The sequence below is a fragment of the Paraclostridium dentum genome, assembly GCF_048568265.1.
GTDB lineage: Bacteria > Bacillota > Clostridia > Peptostreptococcales > Peptostreptococcaceae > Paraclostridium > Paraclostridium dentum.
Window position 1 is genome coordinate 1,915,076 of record NZ_CP183813.1, and the last position, 24,804, is coordinate 1,939,879.

A 24,804-nucleotide genomic window follows, 5' to 3' on the forward strand; every position below is an offset into this window, starting at 1 on the left:
TATTTTAATTAATTTTTAGAGTAAACTACATTTCCATCTATTATGGTGTATAAAGTTTCGGTAAATATTTCCATAGGGTTCCCTGTAAATATAGCTATATCTGCATCTTTTCCAGCTTCAAGACTTCCTAATCGATCGTCAACTCCACAAATTTTAGCCGCATTTATAGTTATAGCTTTAAGCGCTTCATCTATTCCTAATCCTTTCTTAGCTGCAAATCCTGCACATATTGGCAAGTACTGAATAGGTATCACTGGATGATCTGTTGTTATTGCAACTTGAACTCCATTTTTGTTTAATTTTCCAGCTGTTTCAAATGTTCTATTTTTAAGTTCTACTTTACTTTTATTAGTTAAGCTAGGCCCAACAATCGCACTAAAACCGGAATTTTTTATGTATTGTGCAATAAGATGTCCTTCTGTACAATGATCTAATGTCATATCTAAATCAAACTCTTTTGCAATCCTAATGGCTGTAAGTATATCATCTGCTCTGTGAGCATGAGCTTTTAATGGTATTTTCTTATTTAAAACATCAATAAAACATTCTTGTTTTAAATCAATATCAAAATGTTCACCTTTCTGTTTAGCTATTTCTTTCTTGTTTTTATAATTCAAAGCATTAGTTAAAGCTTCTCTTAAAATTGCAGCCGTAGCCATTCTTGTGGATGGAGATATACTTTTCGATGAGTACACCCTTTTAGGATTTTCACCAAATGCAACTTTCATAGCTGCGTCCTCTTTTACAATCATATCGTCTATCGATGTTCCACTCGTTTTTATAAAAGCAAATTTACCCCCACATACATTAGCACTTCCTTGGCCTGTCATAACAGAGGTTATTCCACCTTCTATAGCATCCTTAAATGCCTCATCTAAAGGATTTATTGCATCTATTGCTCTTAAATGTGCTGTAAGCGGTGTTGTTGCTTCATTTATATCGTCACCTTCAAATCTTATACCTTCTTCACTTAATCCTATGTGGCAATGAGCTTCTATAATTCCTGGCATCACCCATCCACCTTGGGCATCTACAACTTCCATAATATCTAATTCATTTATATATTTATCAACATTTATTATTTTCCCATCATCTATAAGTACACATCCATTTTCATAATTTTCTCCGGTCATAGTTATAATTTTCCCATTTTTTATTAAAATCATTGAATCCTCCAAATTATAGTTTTAGTTTTATATGCAATCACATTTAATTTCGAAAAAAGATTTTGGATGTGAACATACAGGACATATTTCTAATGCTTTTTTCCCATTATGAATATGTCCACAATTCATACATCTCCATGTAACTTCTTCTTCCTTCTTAAATACACTATTATCATCTAAGTTTTTTATAAGATCTAAATATCTTTCCTCATGCTGTTTTTCAATTTTACCAACAGACTTAAAAAGATATGCTATATCATCAAATCCTTCTTCTTGAGCTTCTTTTGCAAATTTATGATACATATCTGTCCATTCGTAATTTTCTCCTTCAGCTGAGTCAATTAAATTATTTTTCGTAGAGTGTATTCCATTATTAATTAATTTAAACCATATTTTTGCATGTGCCATCTCATTATTTGCAGTTTCTTCAAAGTATTGAGCTATCTTATTATATCCTTCTTTTTTTGCTTGATTTGCATAGTAATTATATTTAGCTGTAGCCTGAGACTCTCCAGCAAATGCTACCATTAGATTTTTTACAGTTTTGCTATCTTTTAAATCCATAATTCTCCTCCTTAATATTAAGTAGTGCTTATTATCTTTAATATTAAGATTTCAATGATATTATTACTAAAAAAGAAAACCTTTTTCTTTCTGTATGATATAATTTATATAATATTAATTTTAAGGTGGTAATTTATATGAAAAATCCAATTGTTACTATGAAAATAAAAGATGGAAAATCTATAAAAATAGAACTTTTTCCAAATAAAGCTCCTGAATCTGTAAAAAACTTTATAAGTCTTATACATAAGGGGTTTTATAATAATACAGCATTTTGGAGAGTAGAAAATGATAAGTTAATTCAAGGTGGTTGCCCAGAAAATAATGGTACAGGAGTTTTAGGATATAGTATAAAAAGTGAATGTTTATCTAATGGAGTGGATAATAACTTAAAATTCACTAGAGGAACTCTTGGTTACGGTAGATTTGAGCATAATACAGAAAGTTGCCATTTTTTTATAGTTACTAAAGACACTCCTCAACTTGATAAAAATTTTGCTTCCTTTGGAAGAGTTGTAGATGGAATGGACGAGGTTGATAGAATAAGTAGAGTTGAAACTGAGTTAGAGGTTTTCTTACATAGAGCTGTTGAAAAAATATATATTGAAAATATTACTGTAGAAACATTTGGAGTTAAATACGATGAACCAACTAAACTTTTAGGCTTATCTAAAGAAGAAACTTTATCAAAATGGAATGCTACTATGGAGGAACGTAAAAAAATAGGCTATAAAGTGGTATAAAAATTCGCTTTGCTTGAGCGACTACGTCTGCGAACCACTTCATGTCGCCAACGACTTTGTCCGTTGCTCAAAAAAATTTTTACGCTCAAGGCAGAATATTTTTATCTAACTTAATGTTTTATAATCAATTAGTTGATAAGTATAGTTTATTTAAGCGCAAAAATAAGTAGCATTAGCTACTTATTTTTTATTTAATGCTATATCTTTATTTTTATAAGTTTTGTAACAGTTTAAAAACTCTCTAGTGTTAAATATGTACTTACCACTTATTTGTGTATAGTAAGCTCCTGTAGAATCATATATATCTTTTATTTTTTGCGTTAAATTTTTGTTGTAGTATCTTAGTTCTTTAAACTCTTTTTTTAACCTGTCCGCTGTTAGCCATAATTTATTACAATTTATATCTGCAAGTCTTATGTTTTCAAATGACATATTATTTTTTTGACCATCTACATATAATTCAGATAATATTTCCTGCAAGTTCTCATTTGTCAAATCATGATTAAGTTTTATGTATGTTATTGCACCCATTCCATCTCTGCCTTTTTCATTTAATTTTTCTTGGTTTATAAGTGCATTTAATGGTTGTCTTTTTATGTATACATAATTTAAATCATCTAGTATATACTCTCCTCTTATATATTTAGCTGGTTTGTATATAACTAAAATAGGGCTATATTCTCCGCCTATTTCTTCGTCATTTAAATCTGTGATTCCACTTAAATCTAGCGTATTATATTCTTTAGATATAGATCCATATCTTGACCTTTTTATAAGACTGTACATTCTAGAGTTTTTAACTTTGTATAATATATTATCTACATATGATTTGTCTAAAACTTCATTTTCATTTTGAGAATTGTTTATATAATCTAATTTTGCAGCTTCTTTTAATTCATAAATATCATCTATACTTATATCAAAATACGCTGACAATGATTTAAATTTTTCTTCTAAACTGTTGATATCTATATCAATATATTTTTGAAAATCTTCTATCTTTTCTTCTGATTTTATATTTAATAATAAAGTTCCTATGGAATGAATACTCACGTAACTTTCTTTTTCAAATAACAATTTAATAATATTATCTTTAAGTTTCTCTATATTTTGTGATATCCTTATAAAATCATTTATATCACAAATATCCATTTCATCATTATGTATAATATCTTTAGGTATCTCTATATAGTTATTTTCATCTTTTAAACATAATTTCAAATCTTTTTCTACTATTATTTTTTCTATTAATTTTGCGTTACTACCTTCTGTCATCTTATTTCTCCTTACTATATATTGTCCTAAGTATTATTATACATAAAATTCTTAGTTAGTCATATTATTTTAATTATTGTTCATTTCCAATTATGTATTTATTCCAAATATATTTTTTGTAAAAATTTATATTTTTTTAATATATTTTATGTGTATTATTTATCTTAGACTAGTATAATATTAATATATCAAAACTGAGAGTTGAGGTTTTTGCAATGAATAGCAATTTAAAAGAATTATTAAAAGATTATAAACCATATATAAATGGTCATCAAAATATGAAAAAAGCTTCTGTTTTAATTCCTATAGTAAGAAAAAATAATGAGGACTTTATACTATTTGAAGTTAGGTCAAAGACATTAAGGTCTCAACCAAATGAAATATCTTTTCCTGGAGGTATGATTGAAAAAAATGAAACTCCAATTACTGCTTGTATAAGAGAAACTTGCGAAGAACTAGGTACCATTGATAGCAATATAGAAATAGTAAGCGAACTTGATTTATTTTTAAGTCCTTCAGATATAATAATACATACTTTTGTTGGATTCATACACGACTTAGAAAGTCTAAATCCAAACATAGATGAAGTAGACCATATTTTTTTAGTTCCTTTATCTCATTTATTAGAAAATGAGCCTTTACGATATAAAAATGAAGTTAGAGTAGTTCCTAATAAAAATTTTCCCTATGACTTAATACCTAACAAAGAAAATTATAAGTTCAAATCAGGAAATTATGACTCTTTATTCTATAAATATAATGATTATGTTATCTGGGGTATAACAGGTAAAATACTTGAAAACTTTCTTAATTTAATTAAATAAATTTTAACTAAAAAGGACTCCATATAATATGGAGTCCTTTATTATTATAAAGTACAAGCATTTACTTCTTTATTTTTTAAATATTCATTTATAGCTTTTGCTGCTTTTCTACCAGCTCCCATAGCAGATATAACTGTTGCAGCTCCTGTAACTGCATCTCCTCCAGCAAAAACACCTTCTCTAGAAGTTACTCCGTTATCATCAGCTACTATACATTCCCATTTATTTATATCTAATCCTTTTGTAGTTGATGTTATAAGTGGGTTTGGAGATGTTCCAAGTGCCATTATAACTGTATCTACTTCCATTATAAAATCTGAATTTTCTATAACTTTAGGTCTTCTTCTTCCTGATGCATCAGGTTCTCCTAGCTCCATTTTTACACATACCATACCTTTAACTTCACCTTTTTCATCAACTAATATCTCAGTTGGGTTTGTTAAAGTATCAAATATTACACCTTCTTCTTTAGCATGGTGTACTTCTTCTAATCTAGCAGGAAGTTCTGCTTCACTTCTTCTATAAACTATATGAGTTTTAGATCCTAATCTAGCCGCAGTTCTCGCAGCATCCATCGCAACATTTCCTCCACCTATAACAGCAACACTTTTACCACTTCTTACAGGTGTCATATAATCTTCTTTGTATGCCTTCATTAAGTTAACTCTTGTTAAGAATTCATTTGCAGAACAAACACCATTCGCATTTTCCCCTGGTATTCCCATGAACTTAGGAAGTCCTGCTCCTGATCCTACAAATACAGCCTCAAATCCTTCTTCATTTAGTAACTCATCTATTGTTATAGTTCTACCTATTATAACATTAGTTTCTATTTTAACGCCTAAGCTTTTAATATTTTCTATCTCAGGTTTAACAACACCATCTTTAGGTAATCTAAATTCTGGTATTCCGTAAGTTAAAACGCCTCCTGGTTCATGCATAGCTTCAAATATAGTTACATCATATCCCATTTTAGCTAAATCACCAGCGCAAGCAAGTCCTGCAGGTCCACTACCTATAACAGCTACCTTTCTATTGTTAGGCTCTTCTGTTTTTGCTAAATCAAAATTTTGTTCTCTAGAGTAATCAGCAACAAATTTTTCTAATTTACCTATTGAAACAGCATCTGATTTAATTCCTAACACACATAATCCTTCACATTGATTTTCTTGAGGGCAAACTCTTCCACAAACTGCTGGAAGTGAGCTATCTTTTGCTATAACCTTAGCAGCTCCTTCAATATCCCCTTCTTTTAATTTTCCAATAAATCCTGGTATATTTACTTCAACAGGACATCCTGATACACACTTAGGTTTTTTACATTCTAAGCATCTACTTGCCTCTTTCATTGCTTCTTCTTTATTATATCCTAAACAAACTTCTTCAAAGTTTGTAACTCTAACTTCAGCTTCTTGTTGTCTAACAGGTATTTTAACTTTACTCATGATTAATTACCTCCACATCCGCATCCGCCATGATGATGCGTATCCCCTTCTTCTATTTTTAACGTAGCTCTACCTTCTTCTGTTTTGTACATAGCTTGTCTTCTCATAGACTCATCAAAATTAACTAAATGTCCATCAAATTCAGGTCCATCTACACATGCAAATTTAATTTCTCCGCCAACATTAACTCTACATGCTCCACACATACCTGTTCCATCTACCATTATAGGGTTTAAACTTACAGTTGTAGGTATATTTAACTCTTTAGTTAGCATACACATAAACTTCATCATTATCATAGGCCCTATAACTACTGCTTGATCATATTTTTTACCTTGATTTTCAACTAAGTCTTTTAAACAGTCAGTAACTCTACCGTTAAATCCATATGTACCATCATCTGTACATACATAAAGGTTTCCGGCAACTTTTTTCATCTCATCTTCAAATATTAAAAGATCTTTTGTTCTAGATCCAACTATAACATCTGCATCTATACCGTTTTCCTTAAGCCATTTAACTTGAGGATATACAGGAGCTGCTCCAACTCCACCAGCTACAAATATTATTTTTTTATTTCTTAATTCATTTATATCTTCTTCGACAAACTCACTAGGCATTCCTAGTGGCCCAACGAAGTCAGCTACGTAATCGCCTTCTTCAAAAGTTTCAAGTTGTTTAGTACTAGCTCCAACTGTTTGGAACACTATACTTACAGTACCTTCTTCATTATTATAATCAGCTATTGTAAGAGGTATTCTTTCCCCTTTTTCATCATTTTTTATAATGATAAATTGACCTGGATTAGAAGCTTTAGCTACTCTTGGAGCTTCTATGTCCATTAAATAAATACTATCTGTTAGCTGTTTCTTTTTTACAATTTTGTTTCCCATATCTCTATCTCCATTCTGCCAAATAGTTTATATTTTAATTTTAAATATTAGCCAACTTGAAGTTCAAGTTTCCCCTTATAAGTATAATTTTTTAATCAAACTTATAGGCTATATATTTAAAATCAATAATTTAATATTATATATTACATTTATATTATACAAAAAAAAACAACCTTTGTGGTTGTTTTTTGAAAATATTTTCCTATTTTTGTATTACTCCGTTTAATGAGAATGTTCTTGAGTCTAATATCTTAACATTAACAAGAGTTCCTACGATGTCTTGTACATCAGATTCAAAATTAACTAATTTATTCTGTCTAGTTCTTCCTGTAAATTTATTTTCGTCTGTTTTACTTTTTCCCTCAACTAAAACTTCAACTACTTTTCCTTCGTATGATTTATTTATTTCTGCACATACATTATTTACTTCTGCTAAAACTTTATTAAATCTTTCATGTTTTATTTCTTCAGGAATTTGATTTTCCATTTTAGCAGCAGGAGTTCCTTGTCTCTTAGAGTATATAAATGTAAATGCTGAATCATACCTAACTTTTCTTACAACATCTATAGTATCCTCTACATCTTCTTCTGTTTCGCCAGGGAATCCTATCATTAGGTCTGTAGAAAATGCTATATCTGGCACTTCCTTTTTAGCTTTTTCTATTATCTCTAAGTAATACTCCTTAGTGTAGTGTCTATTCATTATCTTAAGTAATCTAGAACTTCCACATTGAACTGGTAAGTGTAAGAATTCACAAACTTTATCACAATCTCTAATAGCATATATAACTTCATCTGATATATCTTTAGGGTGAGATGTCATAAATCTTATTCTTTCTATTCCTTCTATTTCATTTACCATTCTTAAAAGCTCATCAAATCTAATTGGATTTTCTAAAGTTTTTCCATAAGAATCAACATTTTGACCAAGTAAAGTTATTTCTTTTGTTCCATTAGCAACTAATTCTTTTATTTCATTTATTATATCCTCTGGAGTTCTACTTCTTTCTCTACCTCTTGTGTAAGGAACTATGCAATAAGTACAGAAATTGTTACATCCATACATTATGTTTACAAATGCTTTAAGCTCAAACTTTCTATTGCTTCTAAGCCCTTCTACAACTTCTCCATCTACATCCCAAACATCTATTAAAGTTTTTTCAGTATCCATAGATTTAGCTAATAATTCAGGGAATTTGTATAAGTTATGTGTCCCAAAAACTAAATCAACATGCTTATATTTAGTTTTTATTTCTTCAACAACATGACTTTGTTGCATCATACATCCACACACAGCTATTTTTAAATCTGGATTCTTTCTTTTTAAAAACTTTAACTGCCCTAAGTTTCCATATACTTTTAACTCAGCATTTTCTCTTACTGCACAAGTGTTGTATATAACTAAATCACATTCTGCAGCTGTTAAACCTTGAATATATCCCATATTATCTAACATTGCACATAATTTTTCAGAGTCATGTTCATTCATTTGACACCCAAAAGTTTGTATCATATATCTAGGTTTTCTTCCATGTATCGCATAATATCTATTTGTCGTTTCAGCTATAGCTTCTATAAATCTATCTTGCTCTTGAATTTTTTCTATAGGAACGTGTACTTGTTTTCTTTTAGCCACAACTAGCCCTCCTTAAATTACTTCGATGACATTTTGCTGTCTAATTTTTGAATTTAAAATTAATTATACCAAATTTATACTTCATTTTAAAGATGCATTTGACATTTGCTTGTATATATTTTTTATAAATACAAATAATAGTATGTGTCTATTTTAAGATTAGACATAATAAAAAATAAAGGATGGAAGCTTATGATTGTAGTTTTAATTAGAAGTATAGTTCTTTATATGGCGGTATTAATAAGTCTTAGAATTATGGGAAAAGGCGAAATTGCAGAAATGAATTCATTTGATTTGGTTATAACGCTTCTAATTGCAGAGGTTGCCGCTATTCCTATGCAAAACAATGAAATACCTATAATTTATGGAATCGCATCTCTTACTGGCTTAGTTTTTATGCAAATTATAATATCTTTTTTAACTCTAAAATTTAAAAGTATTAGATTTTTGTTAAATGGAAATCCTGCAATTTTAATAGATAAAGGAAGACTTAACTATAAAGCTTTAAAAGAAGAAAGAGTATCTATGGATGAACTTTTAGAACAATTACGAATACAAGGTTATTTCAACTTAAAAGATGTTTATTACGCAATTCTTGAAACTGATGGTAATCTTAGTATAGTACCTACTCCTAGTTACGAAAAGGTTCCTACAGAAAACTTTAAACATCTCCCATTGCCCTTAATATTAGATGGTGAAATAATCAAACAAAATCTTAAGAGTATAAATAAAAGTTCAGATTGGCTTTTATCAATCCTAAAAAAACACAATATAGATTCAGTATCAGAAACGTTAATTTGTGTATTAGATGAAAAAGATAACTTCTTTATACAGAAGAAATAATTTTTAGGAGGTGGATATATGAAATCTATTGTATTCACTATAGTTTGGACTATTACTTTAGTTATATTTGGCCTTTTTATATCTGTAAAAGCTGAGGATTTTTCTCTTAAATATACTAATGAGATGGATAAACTAGAAATGTATGTTAAGAGTGAAGACTGGGAAAAATGTGAAGAGTATACTAATAACTTAAAGGATGACTTCAAAGAAGAATCCAAGCAGTTTTTTAAATTTTTAAACCATTGTCATATAGGCGATATTGAACTAGCTTTTAATATATTATCTGATGGTATTTATTTAAAAGACGTTTCAACTTGCTTAGAACAAATAGATGTAATAAAAATTTCTCTTCATAGGTTAATTGAGTCGGAAAAACATAGTCTTGACCATATATTATAGAATAATCAATATAATTTTTTATGAGTTTAAATTAATATCTAAAAAAAGGTGAATATATAATCTTCTTGTTCAAGACTTATGTATTCACCTTAATATTTTTACTTTTTTAATATATATTTACTATTTACTTACTCATTTCTTTAGATTTTTCTATGCAATCATCAATTGCTTTTATAACTGAGTTTCTGAATCCTTCAGCTTCTAAAGTTTTAACTGCTTCTATAGTAGTTCCACCTGGAGAACATACCATATCTTTTAATTCCCCTGGATGTTTACCTGTTTCAAGTACCATTTTTGCAGAACCCATAACAGCCTGAGATACAAATGTATACGCTTGATTTCTTGGCATTCCTGCAGCAACTACTGCATCAGCCATAGCTTCTATAAACATAAACACATATGCAGGTGCTGATCCACTTGCCCCAATTACTGCATCTATTAAGTATTCATTTACTACTTCCGCCTTACCAAATGAGCTAAATATTTTCTTTACAAGATTTAGTTCTTCATCAGTTATATTTTTATTTTTACAAAGAGCACTCATTCCTTCATTTACTAAAGCTGGAGTATTAGGCATAGTTCTAATAACCTTCTTATCTGAACCTATTACATTTTCTACTGATTCTATTGTTTTACCTGCTGCTATAGTTACAATTATTTTTTCATTGTCTATTAATTCTTTAACTCCTTCTAATACTAGATCGTACACATTTGGCTTTACAGCTACAATAACTATATCACTGTTTTTTACTACTTCTTTAGAGTCATTTGTTGTATTTATTCCATATTCATCTTTAGCATTTTCAAGTGCTACTTCATTTAAATCCGATGCAAATACATTGTTAGCTTCTACTAGTTTAGATTTAACAATCCCTCCTATCATAGCCTTAGCCATGTTACCTGCCCCTATAAATCCTATTTTTTTGTTCATAAATATCTCTCCTTTTGTGTTATAAATTTATCATTTTGTTTAAATAGTTATAGGGTCTGCTTTAAGAATATAAAAATCTTAAAACATACCCTATTTAAATATTTTTTAAAATATATTAGAAGCTTTGCTCTGTTCTTCCTATTATTTCATCTTGAAGAGCTCTGCTTAAATTATTAAAGTGATCACTATATCCAGCAACTCTAACTATTAAGTCTTTATATTCATCTGGATTTTTTTGTGCTGCTAACAATACATTTTTATCAAATACATTAAATTGTATGTGGTGTCCATCCATATTGAAATAAGCTCTAACTAAGTTAGACATATTTTCTAGCCCTTCTTCTCCTTGTACTACAGCAGGAGCAAATCTTTGATTTAAAAGCGTTCCTCCTGTTTTTAAATGGTCCATTTTAGAACAAGACTTAATAACAGCAGTAGGTCCATTCGTATCTCCACCTTTTTCTGGAGATATACCTTCAGATAATGGCTTTTGACTTAATCTACCATTAGCACTAGCCCCCATAACTTCTCCAAAGTAAACATGGCATGTTGTAGGTAGCATATTTATTCTATACTCAGCTCCCATAGGAGACTTTCTTCCTGTAACTTCATTATAGAATGAATTAAATACATCTTGCATTAAATTATCTGCATAGTCATCGTCATTACCATATTTAGGGGTTTTGTTAACTACCATGTTATATATAGCTTCATATCCATTAAAATTATTTTTTAAAGCTTCTAGTAATTCGCTCATGTTAAACTTTTTCTTATCAAATACATTGTATTTTATAGAAGTTAAACTATCTGTTATAGTTCCTATCCCAACACCTTGTATATATTTTGTGTTATATCTTGCTCCACCTGCATTATAATCTTTTGCAGTTTTTATACAATCATCTACTATAACACTCATAAGTGGGGCTGGCATATGCTTTGAGTATATTCTTTCAATTACATTGTTTCCTTTTACCTTTATTTCTACAAAGTGATTTAATTGAGACTTAAATGCATTAAATAACTCTTCGTAAGATTTAAAGTTATTAGGATCACCAGTTTCTATCCCAAGCTTTTTATTTGTCATAGGGTCTATACCATTATTTAAAGTTATTTCAAGAATTTTAGGTAAATTTAAATAACCTGTAAGTATATATGCTTCCTTACCATAACATCCTGTTTCTACACAACCACTAGTTCCGCCACATCTAGCATCTTCTATTGTTTTACCTGCTTCTAATAACTCTTGAATTATTGCTTCTGTGTTATAAAATGCAGGCTGACCCCAACCTTTTCTAGAAATTTCACATGCTCTTTTTAAGAACTTACTTGGAGTTTTTTTACTAATTTGTACATTTGAACTAGGTTGTAATAATTTCATTTCATCCATTACATCTAGAATAATATAACTTACATCATTAACTCCATCTTTACCATCTTCCGTTACTCCTCCTGTATTTATATTTGCAAAGTCAGTGTATGTTCCACTTTCTTTTAGTGTAACCCCTACTTTTGGAGGTGCTGGTTGATTGTTAAATTTAATCCATAAGCATTCTAAAATTTCTTTAGCCATATCTCTATCTAATGTATCATTTTCCACATCGTTTTCATAAAAAGGATTTAAATGTTGATCAAATCTCCCTGGACTAAATGCATCCCATATATTAAGTTCCGTAGTAACACCTATGTGAACAAACCAATACATCTGAACTGCTTGATGGAATGTTTGTGGTTTATTTTCAGGTACTACCTCACAATTTTTAGCTATAGTTAATAAATCTTTTTTCTTATCTTCATCAGTTTCTTTCTCTGCTAATTGCTTAGCATATTCTGAATAACGTTTTCCATATATAATTAAAGCATCACAAGCAATAGCCATTCCCTCTAACTGAGCTTTTTTATCATACGCTTCTTTATCGTTAACAAAATCTAGTTTGCTTATTTCTACTTCAATTTCCTTCTTTAAGTCTAAAAATCCCTTTTTATATATTGTTCCCCCACAAACTGTATGCCCAGGAGCTCTTTGTTCCATAAACTCTGTAAACACTCCATTTTCATAACAATCTAACCATTCTTGTTCCATTGAATTAACTATTTTTTGTCTTATTTGTCTATTTTTCCAAAAAGGTATTATTTCATCTTCGTGAATTTTCTTTACATCATCACTCACTTTAAAAGATATAATATCTCGTTTATCCATTATATCTAGATCTTCCATTGTATGGCAGCATAATTCTGGATAAGTAGGTGTACTTTGTGGCGAATCTCCTTTTTCTCCAACTATAAGTTCTCCATCATTTATACAAAGAGTTCTATTTTCCATATAGTGTTTAAATGCTAAAGCTCTAAGTACTGGTATTTCAACACTTCCCTCATATTTTTTATATCCTTCTGTCATAAGCCTAGCTCTTTCAATAGTTATAAAAGGTTGAGTCTCTATACTTTGCTTTCTAAGTCTTTTAGTTCTTTCAAAACTTCCTCTTTCCATATGATTATCCCCCAATCTTTATTTCAAAATTATTTGCTTTGAAAATTTGTTTTATTTCCTCTAATTTCTCGTCTGAAGGTCGTTTTAAATTTTCTCCTTCATACTGCATATAAAGCTTTTTGTATTTGTGCATTCCTATATTGTGGTATGGCAATATATTAACTTTTGCAATGTTTAAAGGCTTTATAAAATCTATTATTTTTTTAATTTCTTCATTGTTATCATCTACATTAACACCTTCTATTAAAGGTATTCTTATGTTTATATTTGCTCCTTTTTCACTTAGCATCTTTAAATTATTTAGAATTAATTTATTTGATTTTTTAGTAAAAAATTCATGTTTTTCATCACTTATTAACTTTATATCGTATAAAAATGTATCCACAAATGGCAATATAACTTCATAGTTATCAAACTTTGAATGTCCACATGTATCTATTGCTACGTCTATACCTTTTTGTTTCAATGAAATTACTAGTTTTTTTATATATTCTATATCCTGAGTCATTACTTCGCCTCCAGATAAAGTAACGCCTCCACCTGACTCTTCATAAAACGCCATATCTTTTATTAATTCTTTTACTAAATCTTTTATTTCATATGTTTTCCCAACTATTTCCCTTGCATTGTTTAAGCAAAAATCTATACAAGTCTCACAATATGTGCACTTTTCTTTTTCTAATTCAATTACATCTAAACCTTTATATATAGCTTCATTAGGGCATTTCTCTATACAAGTCCCACACTTTAAACATTTTTCTTCATTATATAAAACTTCTTTTTTGTAATCCTGACTTTCTGGATTATGACACCAGATACATTCTAAAGGACACCCCTTAAAAAATACTGTAGTTCTAATTCCATCCCCATCATGCAAACTATATTTTTGTATATTCAATATGAGTGGCTTATTCATTTAATCACCTTCAAATAGTTTTAGTTATTGTTAAAAGGATTTGGAGTTGCAACAACTATCATCCTTACCATTTTATTTGTATAATTAGCCCAATTGTGATTTCTTGAAGAATTGTAGTGTATACTATCTCCAGGATATAATTCATGTTGTTCCCCATCTAAAAATAGTGTTAAAGTTCCTTCTAATACATATACAAATTCTTCTCCCTCGTGAGAATATGACTGTATATCTTCATCTGTATTATTTGGAAGAATATCTAAAAACCTAGGAAGCATAAACTTTTCCTTTAAGTCATTAGATAAATTGTACTGGATACATCCAGATGTACATATATTAAAAACTTCTTTTTCATAACTTCTAATTATTGGTCTTTTCTTAGTTCTTGGCTTTAAAAAGAAATAAGATAACTCAACTTCAAATACATCTGCAATACTCCCCAATGTGTCTGTTGCTATACTAGTTAATCCTCTCTCTAACTGAGATAAAAAACCAATAGATAAGTTAGTTTTTTCACTTAAATCTTTTAATGTCATTTTTCTTTGTGTTCTCAAGCTTTTTATCTTAGCTCCTATATGCTCATTCATATCTAACCCCTCTTTCGAAAACCATTTCCTCAATTTAAATATACTACATTGTTATAAATTTGTCTATCAATTTTTTACATATAATTAACTTTTTTTAGTTATATGAAATTTTTCATATGTAAAATTAAATATAATAAAAGCTATAGGTATTTAACCTATAGCTTTTTCATTTTTACTCTCTTTCTTCACACTACAAACAATAAACCCTAAGCAAGTTATTACTATCGATAGTATATATATAGTTTTTAATCCAAATACATCTATTCCAAATCCAACAGGTAATTTGATTAATGCAGAAGAAACCCCAATAGCCATTGATGTTAATGTTAAAGCTGTAGCTTGAATTTCACTAGAAAATTTATCTTTTATATATCCAATATATGATACTAGCATTGTTGAAAATGCTAAAGCTGTAAGTGGAGCCGTAAGTATAAATATCATTGGAGAAGTTGCAAATAAGCAAGTTATCCATCTTATTAAGAATGTAAGTATACCTATTTTAAATACTTTTTTATATCCATATTTTAAAACTAGCGAATTAATTTTTGACATAAAAAATATTTCAGGTAAAGCTGTAAATATGACTAGTATACCTATATCACCTTCACTTGCGCCTAGATCAATTAAATATAAACCTTGATAAGCATTAGTTACTTCACTAATACTTATTGTACATATAACAATAGCTAAAAGCCATAAATATGATTTATCTCTTATAAGCTCTTTTAAATCTTCTTTCATCGTTGAGCCTTTTAACTTTTCTTCTTCATCATATTTTTTGGAATCTAAAAACGGAAGTACTATTAAAGAAACCACAAATAAAATTATATATACTAAAAATATAATTCTAGAATTAGATGTTACTTTTATAAGTTGACCTGTTAAAAAACTTATAAGCGCAAAACCTACAGATCCTCCGCTTCTTATAATTCCATAATTTAAATTTTTATGTTTACAATAATCTGTAGTTATATTATCAGCTAAAGGTGATATTGCATATCTAAATGCCTCTGCTAACGTAGCTACTATAAGTAATACAAGGAATAATTTTACACTTGAGTACATCCCCATTATTAAACAATTTATAGCTACACAAATTCCAAGTATTTTTTTATCTTTTTTAGTTATATCAGTTATAATACCCCAAAGAGGAACAACCAATATCCCTATTATTGATGGTATAGATGTTATGATTCCTATTTGCGTAGCAGATAGATTTAATGATCCTTCTAAGTATGGAACTATGTACGGTATAAATGCTCCTAATCCACCATATATAAGTACATAGTATAAATAGTATTTTGTCATGTCTTGCTCCCTTCAATCTGTTAAATACACTCCATTATATCATATTTTTATAGTAAAATGATGAAAAATTCGCTTTGCTTGAGCGACTACATCTGCGAACTACTTCATGTCGCTCAAATAATAAATAAAATTGCTTAAGCGTAAAAAAGACCTAGATACAGATGAAAATCTATATCCAGATCTTTCCTCTAGTTAGACTTAGAAGTCAGCCAGTCTTTACCTTCAACTAGTCTAGCAACCATCATAGCACACACAGTGTTTCCTGCTGAGTTTAATAGTGTTGCCGGTGCATCTATAACTGTTCCTAAAACAGTAATTATAGGTAGCATTTCTGGTGAAAATCCAAATACACTTAGTATTAACATTTCTCCAATTACTCCACCACCTGGTATGGCACCTACAACGGCACCTACTAAAAATGAAACTACTAATATACTTAATAGGGTAGATGGGTTAGTTATATCCATTCCGAAAATTCCCATTAAAAATGTTATTTTTAATACTCCTCCAATTACAGATCCATCTTTATGGATATTAGCACCTAGTGGTACAACTGTTTCTGCTATATCATCTGGTACTCCCATATTTTTAGCAGAAACTAAATTAACCGGTATACATGCTGCACTTGAGCAAGTTGCCACTGCTGTAACTGTTGGACCAACTGCATTTTTCCAGAAAATACTTATACCTTCTTTTCCTCCAGCTAAATAAGCATATATTGTATAGAATCCAAAGTAATATATAACAGTTATTCCTAAATATAATAAAAATGCAGTTACATATCCCGAAAGTATTTGAGTCCCTAATTCACCTATAACAGATGCAAAGTAACATCCAAGACCTATAGGTGCATAATACATTATTATTTTTATAATGTTTCCAATAACTTCTGATCCTTCTTCCACAAACTTTGCTATACCTTTTGCCTTTTCTCCAGCCATTGCAGTTGCAAGCCCAAATAGTACTGCAAATACTATAAGTTGTAACATATTTGACTTTGAAAACAACATGTTAAAATCATTAACTGTTACAGTTTTTACAATTTGATCTAAAAAACTAACTTTTTCAGCTTCTACGATTTCTCCACTTCCTATTATAGAAGTAAACATGCTAGAATCTAATCCTTTAGTTGGGTTTAAAATTATAGCTCCTAAAATACCTATTAATGCTGCTATTAATGCTGTTGATAAAAATACTATAACAATATTACCCATTATTTTCCCTAATCTTTTCATAGTGTTCATATTTGCTATTGCTGATGAAACACTGAAAAATACAAGAGGCACTAGTGACATAAATAATAAATTTAAAAATAAGTCCCCAAAAGGCTTTAGCATGGTAGCTTTAGGTCCTAAAACTACACCTACAATTCCTCCGATTAATATTGCGCCTAGTAATATTAATGATGATTTATAATTTTTCAAAAAGTTTTTCATTTGTCTTCTCCTTTTAATACTATTGCTTTAATGCACAATGAATTTTATTATATTATTATTTTTTTACCATGTACATTGCGTAAAATGCCCTATACATTGTAAAAAGTGCTATACTATATATAGACGATTACAATTTATATTATTTACGGTATATTAAATTGTAAATATTTTTAAAGTTATTACTATTATTTGAATATGAGAGGTTGTTTTTATGGATATAAATAAAGAAAATATAGATAAGGTTGGATATCTTGATGATAATTTTAAAATATTTCATATAAAGGATATGAGAGATATAAAGTTTGACTATCATCACCATGACTTTAATAAAATTACAATTTTAATTTCTGGTGATGTAGATTATTTAGTAGAAGGAAAATCATATAAATTAAAACCTTGGGATATTTTATTTATAAATAATACTGAAATACATAAACCTATTATAAATCCTAATAAATATTATGAACGTATAGTTATATGGATAAATCCAGAATATATAGAAAAACATAATATATACGGAGATGATTTATTCACTTGTTTTAATATATCAAGTAAAAATAAATCTAACTTGTTAAGACTTAATCCAAATGACTTAGAAAATTTAAAAAGTATTTTATTTAAAATTAAAGCCGCTGAGTCTTCTGATGAATTTGGTCATATTATACTTAAAAATTCTTTATTTATACAATTTTTAGTTTTAATTAATAGACTATTTTTAAAAAGCGATGATACTTCAGAAGATGTTGAGTACGATGAAACAATTCAACAAATTTTTAGTTATATAAATGATAATTTAAATAAAGATTTATCTATAGATACTATAGCTAATAAATTTTTCATGAGCAAGTATTATCTAATGCGTAAATTTAAGTCTCAAACCGGAAGCTCTCTACATAGCTATATAGTTCAAAAAAGACTTATTTATGCTAAGTCCTTAATAAAAAAAGGATATCTTATGAGCGATGCTTGCATAGAATGTGGATTTAAGGATTATTCAAGTTTTGTCAGAGCTTTTAAAAAAGCCTATGGAGTTTCTCCTAAACATTATTTAGATAGGATAAGTGAATTCGAAAAAAATCCATTTGATATAGAATAAAAAAACATGTCTAAAGTTTAAACTTTAGACATATTTTTTTATAACTCAATATGTTGTCCTATTTTTTGCTCTAAAGATTTCTTATAAATTTTATCAGCTACTACCATATCAAACAGCCCCATTCCAACAGACTTGTACAGAGTAGTTTTTTCTTTTAAGTTCACGTTATTATTTTCTTTTAAAAATTCTCCCATGTTCTTAATATCATCTGATTTTATCAATCCTTTTTGTATCGGTACATATAAATCTCCACTTTCTTCCTTCGCAAAATCAGTGTCTACTACTACAAGATCTGCAATTTCAAGTAATGCATCTGGTAACTCTCTCATGTCAGGTTTATAAGAACCTATTGCTATTATATGTTTTCCTTTCAACAATTCTTTATCTTCTTCTATAACTGGCTGGTATGAAGTTGTTGCTGTTACTATAACTTCACTTTTTTGAACTAATTCTCTAGAAGTTTCTACTATATGTATACTAATATTTTTTAATTCTTTCTCTAGTTCATTTTTTAGATTAACTGCTTTTTCTTTTGTTCTATTATATAAGTAAACATTCTCTATATTTCTTGCTTTACATGCATATATAATTTGATAAAACCCCTGAACTCCTGTACCTATCAATCCTATATTTTTCACATCATCTCTTGTTGTATGTCTAACTCCAACACCACCTACTGCTCCAGTTCTAATCGCTGTAAGTGTTTTCCCATCCATCATACAAGCAACTTCACCTGTATTTATATCATTCACTAACATAATTCCATCGATTACAGGTTTGTTTATTTTAGCATTGTTAGGCGCAACTGTAAGTATTTTCGTACCAAATGATTCTTTCGTGAAACAAGGCATATATAAAGAAGTTAAATCATTATTCTCCACTTGTAATCTATCTGGCATATTATACTCATTGTTAGCATACATTCTATATGCATCTTCTACAGCATCCATACACTCATCTAATGTTATAGACTTTATTATATCTTGACTATTTAAATAAATCATAAAAAATCTCCTTCCTAATTTTTATTTATATAATTATATCATTTTAATAAAAAAGAGTATATAAAACTATTTTTGTCAGCTTTTATATACCCTTTTTTAATTCTTATCCTATTTTTATATAATCTCCTGATACGTATCCGTATCCTCCATTATATTTTATCTTATGCCATCCATTTTTACTTTCTACTATTTCTACTTTTGCTCCATTTGATAATGTTCCTATTTTAGAATAACCTGATCCGTAACCATTTCTTACATTTAATGAAGTTGCTATTACTACTCCTCTTTTTGTTGTAGAAGGTGGATTTGTTGTGCTTCCTCCTACTTTTATATAATCTCCCGATACGAATCCGTACCCTCCATTATATTTTATCTTATGCCATCCATTTTTACTTTCTACGATTTCTACTTTTGCTCCATTTGATAATGTTCCTATTTTTGAATAGCTTGATCCGTAACCACTTCTTACGTTTAATGAAGTTGCTGTTACTACTCCTGTATTTTTAACTGTTTCTCCTGGATTTGTTGGCGGTGTTGTGCTTCCATCCACTTTTATATAATCTCCTGATACGTATCCATACCCTCCATTATATTTTATCTTATACCATCCATTTTTACTTTCTACTATTTCTACTTTTGCTCCATTTGATAATGTTCCTATTTTTGAGTAACTTGATCCATAACCACTTCTTACATTTAATGAAGTTGCTGTTACTACTCCTGTATTTTTAACTATTTCTCCTGGATTTGTTGGCGGTGCTGTACTTCCATCCACTTTTATATAATCTCCTGATACGTATCCGTATCCTCCATTATATTTTATCTTGTGCCATCCGTCTTTGCTTTCTACTATCTCTACTTTTGCTCCATTTGATAATGTTCCTATTTTTGAATAGCTTGACCCATATCCACTTCTTACATTTAATGAAGTTGCTGTTACTACTCCTGTATTTTTAACTGTTTCTCCTGGGTTTGTTGGTGGAGTTGTACTTCCATCCACTTTTATATAATCTCCTGATACGTATCCGTATCCTCCATTATATTTTATCTTATGCCATCCGTCTTTACTTTCTACTATCTCTACTTTTGCTCCATTTGATAATGTTCCTATTTTTGAGTAACTTGCTCCATATCCACTTCTTACATTTAATGAAGTTGCTGTTACTACTCCTGTATTTTTAACTGTTTCTCCTGGATTTGTTGGTGGAGTTGTACTTTCATCTACTTTTATATAATCTCCTGATACGTATCCATATCCTCCATTATATTTTATCTTGTACCATCCATCTTTGCTTTCTACTATTTCTACTTTTGCTCCATTTGATATTGAACCTATAACTCCATAACTAGTTCCATATCCACTTCTTACATTTAACGTACTTGCTGTTACTGTTCCTGTTTTTGTTGTAGATGGTTGTTCTGGATCTACAGGTTTCTCTCCACTACCATTTATTTCTATGTTTTCTTTTAAGTATTTTTCTATTCCATTTGCAATCCCCGTAGCTAATTTATCTTGGTATGATGAACTTGCTAAATTTGCAGATTCATTTTGATTAGTTATAAACCCACTCTCAAATAAAGCTGCAGGCATATTAGTTTCTCTTAAAACAGCGAAGTTTGCACTTTTAACTCCTCTATTTCTAGCATTTGTCTCACCTATTGCCTTAGTTTGAACATCTTGAGCATATGGTTTGTGATCACTTTTATTCGTATGATAGTATGTCTCTATACCATTTGCACTAGTTGCATCTGCAGAGTTTTGATGAATTGAAACAAATACATCAGGAGCATAGCTGTTTGCCATCTTAGCTCTATCACCTAAAGATATAAATTCATCACTAGTTCTACTCATTTTTACTTCTATACCTTTAGATTCAAGTTTTTGTCTAACTTTATTTGCAACTTGTAAATTTAGTTCATCTTCATAGTTTCCATGTCCAACTGCCCCACTGTCTTCTCCACCATGTCCAGGATCAACAAAAACTTTATAGTGATCTCTATCTACTTTTGGCATAGCAGCAAAGCTATATGCTCTTATCTTATTTTGAGGAACGTATACTTCTAATATATGTACCTTGTCATCTATTTTCTGGCTTAAAAATACAGTCCCTGAATTTACAGGTGTTACAATTCCATCTTCGCTTATTTTAACTGTATCACTATCTGACATTTCCCAATTAGGATTTTTTGATAAATTTAGAGTCTCTCCTTTTCTTAAAGATACCCCATCATCTACTACAACTTCTTCATTTTTGTATTTATCCATAACCGCTGAAAACTCAGCTTCTACATTTTCATTAGCACTTACAGGAACTATACTTCCAACTGCTGTTGTTGCTGATATTATTCCGAATGTTACAATATATTTTATAAGTTTACTATTTCTTCTACTCAATTTTTCGTCTCCTCTATAATTAACATTTTGCTATCTTACATTGTTTATACGGATATATTCTAACATATTTTATACATTTTTTACAATATTTCGCATTTTTTGTCAATTAGTCAACAACAAAAAAGTATCAATTACATTTAAATATAATTGATACTTTTAATTTTTAATCATTAATAATGTTCACTAATTTTTTTAATTTTACTTTATCAATTTCTCCAAACGGGTTTTTATCGACTCTAACCGCTGTTCCAAAGTGGAAATCTTTATTGTTTGTTAACTTTTTTATTTGCTCTATATTTTCAAAATTTAAGCCGCCTCCTAATAATACATTTGCATGCTTAGATTTATTTTTCAAAGTATTTATATAATCAATGTTATCTATTATCTTTCTTTTACCTCCAGATGTTAAGATATTTGTAATTTCATTATATCTATTTATCACATCTATAGAATTAAGTAAATTTGTTTCATCTATCGCTCTATGAAATGTAATTTTCAATCCTTTAGAAGCACTTATTATAGTTTTCAGTTGATTTTCTTCTATATTATTTTCTTTATCCAACATTCCTATAACTATCCCATTAGCGCCTAGTTCTTTTACTTTTTCTATGTCTTTTAGCATTATACTTATATCTGACTCACTATACATAAAGCTTTTAGCATGATGTCTTATCATAACATTTACTGGTATATTTACACTTTTTATAACTTCATCTATTAATCCAAAACTTGGTGTAAGCCCACCTTCTGTAAGGGCACTTACAAGTTCAATTCTATCTGCTCCACATTCTTCAATACTTATAGCATCTTCTACGCTCATAGCTATAATTTCTAGCATTACTCCTCCTTATCTAATTCACAAATTATATCTGCAAATATTTTAGTATTTAATATAATATCATCTACAGTCATAGATTCATCACTACTATAATTTATTTCATTTTTTACAGTATTACCGACATCAAGTTCAATAATTATTCTTCCTTTTTCAAAATTTAAGTTATCTAAATTTAACTGTTTTTTTGAATTTTCATTAACAAATAATTCTTTTTTACCATAAAAATATTTATTTATTAATAAAAAATAGTTACTTAGTCTTTTATGTTCTATAAAATTTTCTTCTACTAAATAGTTTACTAAATTGATTAGAACATTATTTCCATATATACCAGTTTTAGCAATATCACTATTCATAAAAGATGTTATAATTACATGTGTTTCATTTATTTTAATATTTATATTTTTATATGTACTTATAATCCCTTCTTCAGAATTTGCCTTATTTTCTAAATAACATATTATATCCTCATATATATATTCCTTAGGAACTTCAATACAGCAGTATTTGATGTTTTTGTCTATTTCTACATCTTGGTGAATTCTTATATTTGCTATGTCTAAGTAATTTTGTATAGTAAATTTGTCAATTCCTTCTTCTAAACATACTACAGAGTATTTACAATCTGATTCAAATATATCTATAGTCGATTTATCTTTTTTCAAATAACATTTAATATGGTTAATTCCAGATTCACCATTAGTTGCAAATATTATCCTAACTTTTCTTTTCAATTTAATATTATATTTTTCTATAGTTTTTAGTGCATACAATAAACTCATTATGGATTGTTTATTATTCAATACGGCTATTACAAATATGTACTCATCTCCCATTCCATATTCAGCATATCCAACATCTCCATCAATATTTTTAGTTTTAAATCCTAGCTTTTTAGCAATTTCCAATGTTTTTTCTAATACCATATCTAGTTCTCTTTCAAAAGAATTTTTCTCACTCTCTATAATATCATTTATCAAGTCTCTTTTTAGTTCTTTTATTTTATCATCCATGATATTCATAAAATTCCTCAATTCTTATTTATTCTATAGGTGCTTTTATTCTTAAAGAGTATGCATCTAACCATTCTTTTGATGCTACTTTGTGAATACTTTTCCCGTTGATACGACTACTTAAATATACTGTCGGTTTATGGTTTTGAGTTGCAATAGAAAAACTAAAGATATCTATATTCGTTGCAACTCCCCATTCACCTTTATTATTCATAGCAACTACTGATAAGTCTCCAGCTTTACCTCGTCTATTTATAAGTTTTATGTCTAGTTCAAAAATAGCTTTATCACAGGCTTCCTGTGGACTTAATCCACTTTTCATAAGTCTAACTATTTCGTAAGATATGCAGCCTTTCATAAGATCTTCTCCTAAACCTGTAGCAGTTGCTCCTCCGATTTCACTGTCTACGTAAAAACCAGACCCAGATAATGGAGAATCCCCTACTCTTCCACTTTTTTTCATAAATAATCCACTAGTTGATGTTCCTGCACACATTTTACCATTGCAATCTAGAGATACCATTCCAACAGTGTCATGACCTATGTATGGACTTAACCCTTTTTCTAATATTTCTCTTTTTCTTTTATTGTAATGTTTTTCAGCTCTTTCACTTAACATATTTTTTCTTTCAAATCTATTTTTTTGAGCATATTCTTCTGCTCCTATTCCTATTAAAAAACAATTTAATTTTTCACTACTTAGTTTTCTAGCTATTGATATTGGATTTGCAAAGTTTTTTATTCCAGCAACAGCTCCAATAGATAATGTATTTCCATCCATATATGCTGCATCTAACTCTACTTCACAATTTTCATTTGGAAGACCCCCATAGCCTACTGATTTGTAAAACGGATAGTCTTCTACTATTTTTATAGCATGTTCAATTGCATCTCCTGCATCTATTCCTTTGCTTAACGCTTGTGCACTTTCATCAATTCCCTCAATTGCCATTCTCCAAGTAGCTATTATCCCCCACATATTAATCCTCCATATTTTTAATAAAAGCCCT

General features: G+C 29.1%; 22 protein-coding genes. 5 read left to right on the forward strand and 17 right to left on the reverse strand.

Annotation, left to right across the window (positions count from 1 at the left end; translation table 11 throughout):
* Positions 1 to 8: 8 nt before the first annotated feature.
* Together ACN6I1_RS08715 and rbr are read right to left on the reverse strand one after the other, a co-directional pair.
* The gene (locus tag ACN6I1_RS08715; protein WP_419741645.1) at positions 9 to 1,166 is read right to left on the reverse strand and encodes an amidohydrolase; all 1,158 of its coding nucleotides are present in this window, start codon (positions 1,164 to 1,166) and stop codon (positions 9 to 11) included.
* Positions 1,167 to 1,193: 27 nt separating this feature from the next.
* A complete protein-coding gene (rbr, locus tag ACN6I1_RS08720; RefSeq protein ID WP_419741646.1) occupies positions 1,194 to 1,730 on the reverse strand; it encodes a rubrerythrin in 537 nt (178 codons plus the stop codon).
* 137 nt (positions 1,731 to 1,867) lie between these two features.
* On the opposite strand from rbr, the gene ACN6I1_RS08725 reads away from it, so the two are divergent.
* Positions 1,868 to 2,473, forward strand: coding sequence for a peptidylprolyl isomerase (locus ACN6I1_RS08725; RefSeq protein ID WP_419741647.1), 606 nt, complete (start codon positions 1,868 to 1,870; stop codon positions 2,471 to 2,473).
* Positions 2,474 to 2,653: 180 nt separating this feature from the next.
* Here the strand turns inward: ACN6I1_RS08725 and ACN6I1_RS08730 are convergent, their stop codons facing one another.
* Positions 2,654 to 3,748, reverse strand: coding sequence for a hypothetical protein (locus ACN6I1_RS08730; RefSeq protein WP_419741648.1), 1,095 nt, complete (start codon positions 3,746 to 3,748; stop codon positions 2,654 to 2,656).
* 215 nt (positions 3,749 to 3,963) lie between these two features.
* On the opposite strand from ACN6I1_RS08730, the gene ACN6I1_RS08735 reads away from it, so the two are divergent.
* A complete protein-coding gene (locus ACN6I1_RS08735; protein WP_419741649.1) occupies positions 3,964 to 4,572 on the forward strand; it encodes an NUDIX hydrolase in 609 nt (202 codons plus the stop codon).
* Between the two features lie 44 nt (positions 4,573 to 4,616).
* On the opposite strand, the gene gltA is transcribed toward ACN6I1_RS08735, so the two are convergent.
* The 3 genes from gltA to miaB form a co-directional block, all read right to left on the reverse strand.
* Positions 4,617 to 6,017: an NADPH-dependent glutamate synthase gene (gene gltA, locus ACN6I1_RS08740; RefSeq protein WP_021431121.1), complete on the reverse strand. Its 1,401-nt coding sequence runs from the start codon at positions 6,015 to 6,017 to the stop codon at positions 4,617 to 4,619.
* A gap of 2 nt (positions 6,018 to 6,019) precedes the next feature.
* Complete coding sequence (locus ACN6I1_RS08745; protein ID WP_419741650.1) at positions 6,020 to 6,910, reverse strand: sulfide/dihydroorotate dehydrogenase-like FAD/NAD-binding protein; 891 nt, start codon at positions 6,908 to 6,910, stop codon at positions 6,020 to 6,022.
* 202 nt (positions 6,911 to 7,112) lie between these two features.
* Positions 7,113 to 8,546 carry a tRNA (N6-isopentenyl adenosine(37)-C2)-methylthiotransferase MiaB gene (gene miaB / locus ACN6I1_RS08750; RefSeq protein WP_035118451.1) on the reverse strand — a complete coding sequence of 478 codons (1,434 nt, stop codon included), beginning with the start codon at positions 8,544 to 8,546 and terminating at the stop codon, positions 7,113 to 7,115.
* A 192-nt stretch (positions 8,547 to 8,738) separates the two neighbouring features.
* Here miaB and ACN6I1_RS08755 point away from each other — a divergent pair, with 192 nt between their 5' ends.
* Together ACN6I1_RS08755 and ACN6I1_RS08760 are read left to right on the forward strand one after the other, a co-directional pair.
* On the forward strand, positions 8,739 to 9,389 hold the full coding sequence (locus ACN6I1_RS08755; RefSeq protein ID WP_419741651.1) for a DUF421 domain-containing protein: 651 nt from the start codon (positions 8,739 to 8,741) through the stop codon (positions 9,387 to 9,389).
* Between the two features lie 18 nt (positions 9,390 to 9,407).
* Positions 9,408 to 9,788 (forward strand): DUF4363 family protein, encoded by a 381-nt coding sequence (locus tag ACN6I1_RS08760; RefSeq protein WP_419741652.1) that lies wholly within the window; start codon positions 9,408 to 9,410, stop codon positions 9,786 to 9,788.
* A gap of 124 nt (positions 9,789 to 9,912) precedes the next feature.
* Here ACN6I1_RS08760 and proC read toward each other — a convergent pair whose 3' ends face one another.
* From proC to ACN6I1_RS08790, 6 genes are all read right to left on the reverse strand, one after another.
* A complete protein-coding gene (proC, locus tag ACN6I1_RS08765) occupies positions 9,913 to 10,719 on the reverse strand; it encodes a pyrroline-5-carboxylate reductase (RefSeq protein ID WP_419741653.1) in 807 nt (268 codons plus the stop codon).
* A gap of 115 nt (positions 10,720 to 10,834) precedes the next feature.
* Entirely contained in the window at positions 10,835 to 13,204 is a 2,370-nt protein-coding gene (gene hypD, locus ACN6I1_RS08770; RefSeq protein ID WP_419741654.1) for a trans-4-hydroxy-L-proline dehydratase, read from the reverse strand.
* A 4-nt stretch (positions 13,205 to 13,208) separates the two neighbouring features.
* On the reverse strand, positions 13,209 to 14,120 hold the full coding sequence (locus ACN6I1_RS08775) for a trans-4-hydroxy-L-proline dehydratase activase (RefSeq protein WP_220796958.1): 912 nt from the start codon (positions 14,118 to 14,120) through the stop codon (positions 13,209 to 13,211).
* 20 nt (positions 14,121 to 14,140) lie between these two features.
* Positions 14,141 to 14,704, reverse strand: coding sequence for a helix-turn-helix domain-containing protein (locus ACN6I1_RS08780; protein ID WP_220796957.1), 564 nt, complete (start codon positions 14,702 to 14,704; stop codon positions 14,141 to 14,143).
* A gap of 150 nt (positions 14,705 to 14,854) precedes the next feature.
* Positions 14,855 to 16,012: an MFS transporter gene (locus ACN6I1_RS08785; protein WP_419741655.1), complete on the reverse strand. Its 1,158-nt coding sequence runs from the start codon at positions 16,010 to 16,012 to the stop codon at positions 14,855 to 14,857.
* A 188-nt stretch (positions 16,013 to 16,200) separates the two neighbouring features.
* A complete protein-coding gene (locus ACN6I1_RS08790) occupies positions 16,201 to 17,448 on the reverse strand; it encodes a dicarboxylate/amino acid:cation symporter (RefSeq protein ID WP_419741656.1) in 1,248 nt (415 codons plus the stop codon).
* A 211-nt stretch (positions 17,449 to 17,659) separates the two neighbouring features.
* Between ACN6I1_RS08790 and ACN6I1_RS08795 the strand changes: the two genes are divergently transcribed.
* A complete protein-coding gene (locus ACN6I1_RS08795) occupies positions 17,660 to 18,544 on the forward strand; it encodes a helix-turn-helix domain-containing protein (protein WP_419741657.1) in 885 nt (294 codons plus the stop codon).
* A gap of 38 nt (positions 18,545 to 18,582) precedes the next feature.
* Here ACN6I1_RS08795 and ACN6I1_RS08800 read toward each other — a convergent pair whose 3' ends face one another.
* From ACN6I1_RS08800 to ACN6I1_RS08820, 5 genes are all read right to left on the reverse strand, one after another.
* Positions 18,583 to 19,548, reverse strand: a complete 966-nt coding sequence (locus tag ACN6I1_RS08800) for an ornithine cyclodeaminase family protein (RefSeq protein WP_419741658.1) — start codon at positions 19,546 to 19,548, stop codon at positions 18,583 to 18,585.
* Between the two features lie 103 nt (positions 19,549 to 19,651).
* A complete protein-coding gene (locus ACN6I1_RS08805; RefSeq protein ID WP_419741659.1) occupies positions 19,652 to 21,943 on the reverse strand; it encodes an SH3 domain-containing protein in 2,292 nt (763 codons plus the stop codon).
* A gap of 163 nt (positions 21,944 to 22,106) precedes the next feature.
* Entirely contained in the window at positions 22,107 to 22,781 is a 675-nt protein-coding gene (locus tag ACN6I1_RS08810; RefSeq protein ID WP_419741660.1) for a copper homeostasis protein CutC, read from the reverse strand.
* Positions 22,781 to 23,803, reverse strand: coding sequence for a hypothetical protein (locus ACN6I1_RS08815; RefSeq protein ID WP_419741661.1), 1,023 nt, complete (start codon positions 23,801 to 23,803; stop codon positions 22,781 to 22,783). Before ACN6I1_RS08815 ends, ACN6I1_RS08810 begins: the two co-directional genes overlap by 1 nt.
* A 19-nt stretch (positions 23,804 to 23,822) precedes the next feature.
* On the reverse strand, positions 23,823 to 24,773 hold the full coding sequence (locus ACN6I1_RS08820; RefSeq protein WP_419741662.1) for a N(4)-(beta-N-acetylglucosaminyl)-L-asparaginase: 951 nt from the start codon (positions 24,771 to 24,773) through the stop codon (positions 23,823 to 23,825).
* Positions 24,774 to 24,804: the final 31 nt, after the last annotated feature.

What these genes read in the sequence shown, in the direction of transcription:
- ACN6I1_RS08715 (WP_419741645.1), bottom strand. Translation starts at nt 1,166, where the DNA reads ATGATTTTAATAAAAAATGGGAAAATTATAACTATGACCGGAGAAAAT.
- rbr (WP_419741646.1), bottom strand. Translation starts at nt 1,730, where the DNA reads ATGGATTTAAAAGATAGCAAAACTGTAAAAAATCTAATGGTAGCATTT.
- ACN6I1_RS08725 (WP_419741647.1), top strand. Translation starts at nt 1,868, where the DNA reads ATGAAAAATCCAATTGTTACTATGAAAATAAAAGATGGAAAATCTATA.
- ACN6I1_RS08730 (WP_419741648.1), bottom strand. Translation starts at nt 3,748, where the DNA reads ATGACAGAAGGTAGTAACGCAAAATTAATAGAAAAAATAATAGTAGAA.
- ACN6I1_RS08735 (WP_419741649.1), top strand. Translation starts at nt 3,964, where the DNA reads ATGAATAGCAATTTAAAAGAATTATTAAAAGATTATAAACCATATATA.
- gltA (WP_021431121.1), bottom strand. Translation starts at nt 6,017, where the DNA reads ATGAGTAAAGTTAAAATACCTGTTAGACAACAAGAAGCTGAAGTTAGA.
- ACN6I1_RS08745 (WP_419741650.1), bottom strand. Translation starts at nt 6,910, where the DNA reads ATGGGAAACAAAATTGTAAAAAAGAAACAGCTAACAGATAGTATTTAT.
- ACN6I1_RS08755 (WP_419741651.1), top strand. Translation starts at nt 8,739, where the DNA reads ATGATTGTAGTTTTAATTAGAAGTATAGTTCTTTATATGGCGGTATTA.
- ACN6I1_RS08760 (WP_419741652.1), top strand. Translation starts at nt 9,408, where the DNA reads ATGAAATCTATTGTATTCACTATAGTTTGGACTATTACTTTAGTTATA.
- proC (WP_419741653.1), bottom strand. Translation starts at nt 10,719, where the DNA reads ATGAACAAAAAAATAGGATTTATAGGGGCAGGTAACATGGCTAAGGCT.
- hypD (WP_419741654.1), bottom strand. Translation starts at nt 13,204, where the DNA reads ATGGAAAGAGGAAGTTTTGAAAGAACTAAAAGACTTAGAAAGCAAAGT.
- ACN6I1_RS08775 (WP_220796958.1), bottom strand. Translation starts at nt 14,120, where the DNA reads ATGAATAAGCCACTCATATTGAATATACAAAAATATAGTTTGCATGAT.
- ACN6I1_RS08780 (WP_220796957.1), bottom strand. Translation starts at nt 14,704, where the DNA reads ATGAATGAGCATATAGGAGCTAAGATAAAAAGCTTGAGAACACAAAGA.
- ACN6I1_RS08785 (WP_419741655.1), bottom strand. Translation starts at nt 16,012, where the DNA reads ATGACAAAATACTATTTATACTATGTACTTATATATGGTGGATTAGGA.
- ACN6I1_RS08790 (WP_419741656.1), bottom strand. Translation starts at nt 17,448, where the DNA reads ATGAAAAACTTTTTGAAAAATTATAAATCATCATTAATATTACTAGGC.
- ACN6I1_RS08795 (WP_419741657.1), top strand. Translation starts at nt 17,660, where the DNA reads ATGGATATAAATAAAGAAAATATAGATAAGGTTGGATATCTTGATGAT.
- ACN6I1_RS08800 (WP_419741658.1), bottom strand. Translation starts at nt 19,548, where the DNA reads ATGATTTATTTAAATAGTCAAGATATAATAAAGTCTATAACATTAGAT.
- ACN6I1_RS08810 (WP_419741660.1), bottom strand. Translation starts at nt 22,781, where the DNA reads ATGCTAGAAATTATAGCTATGAGCGTAGAAGATGCTATAAGTATTGAA.
- ACN6I1_RS08815 (WP_419741661.1), bottom strand. Translation starts at nt 23,803, where the DNA reads ATGAATATCATGGATGATAAAATAAAAGAACTAAAAAGAGACTTGATA.
- ACN6I1_RS08820 (WP_419741662.1), bottom strand. Translation starts at nt 24,773, where the DNA reads ATGTGGGGGATAATAGCTACTTGGAGAATGGCAATTGAGGGAATTGAT.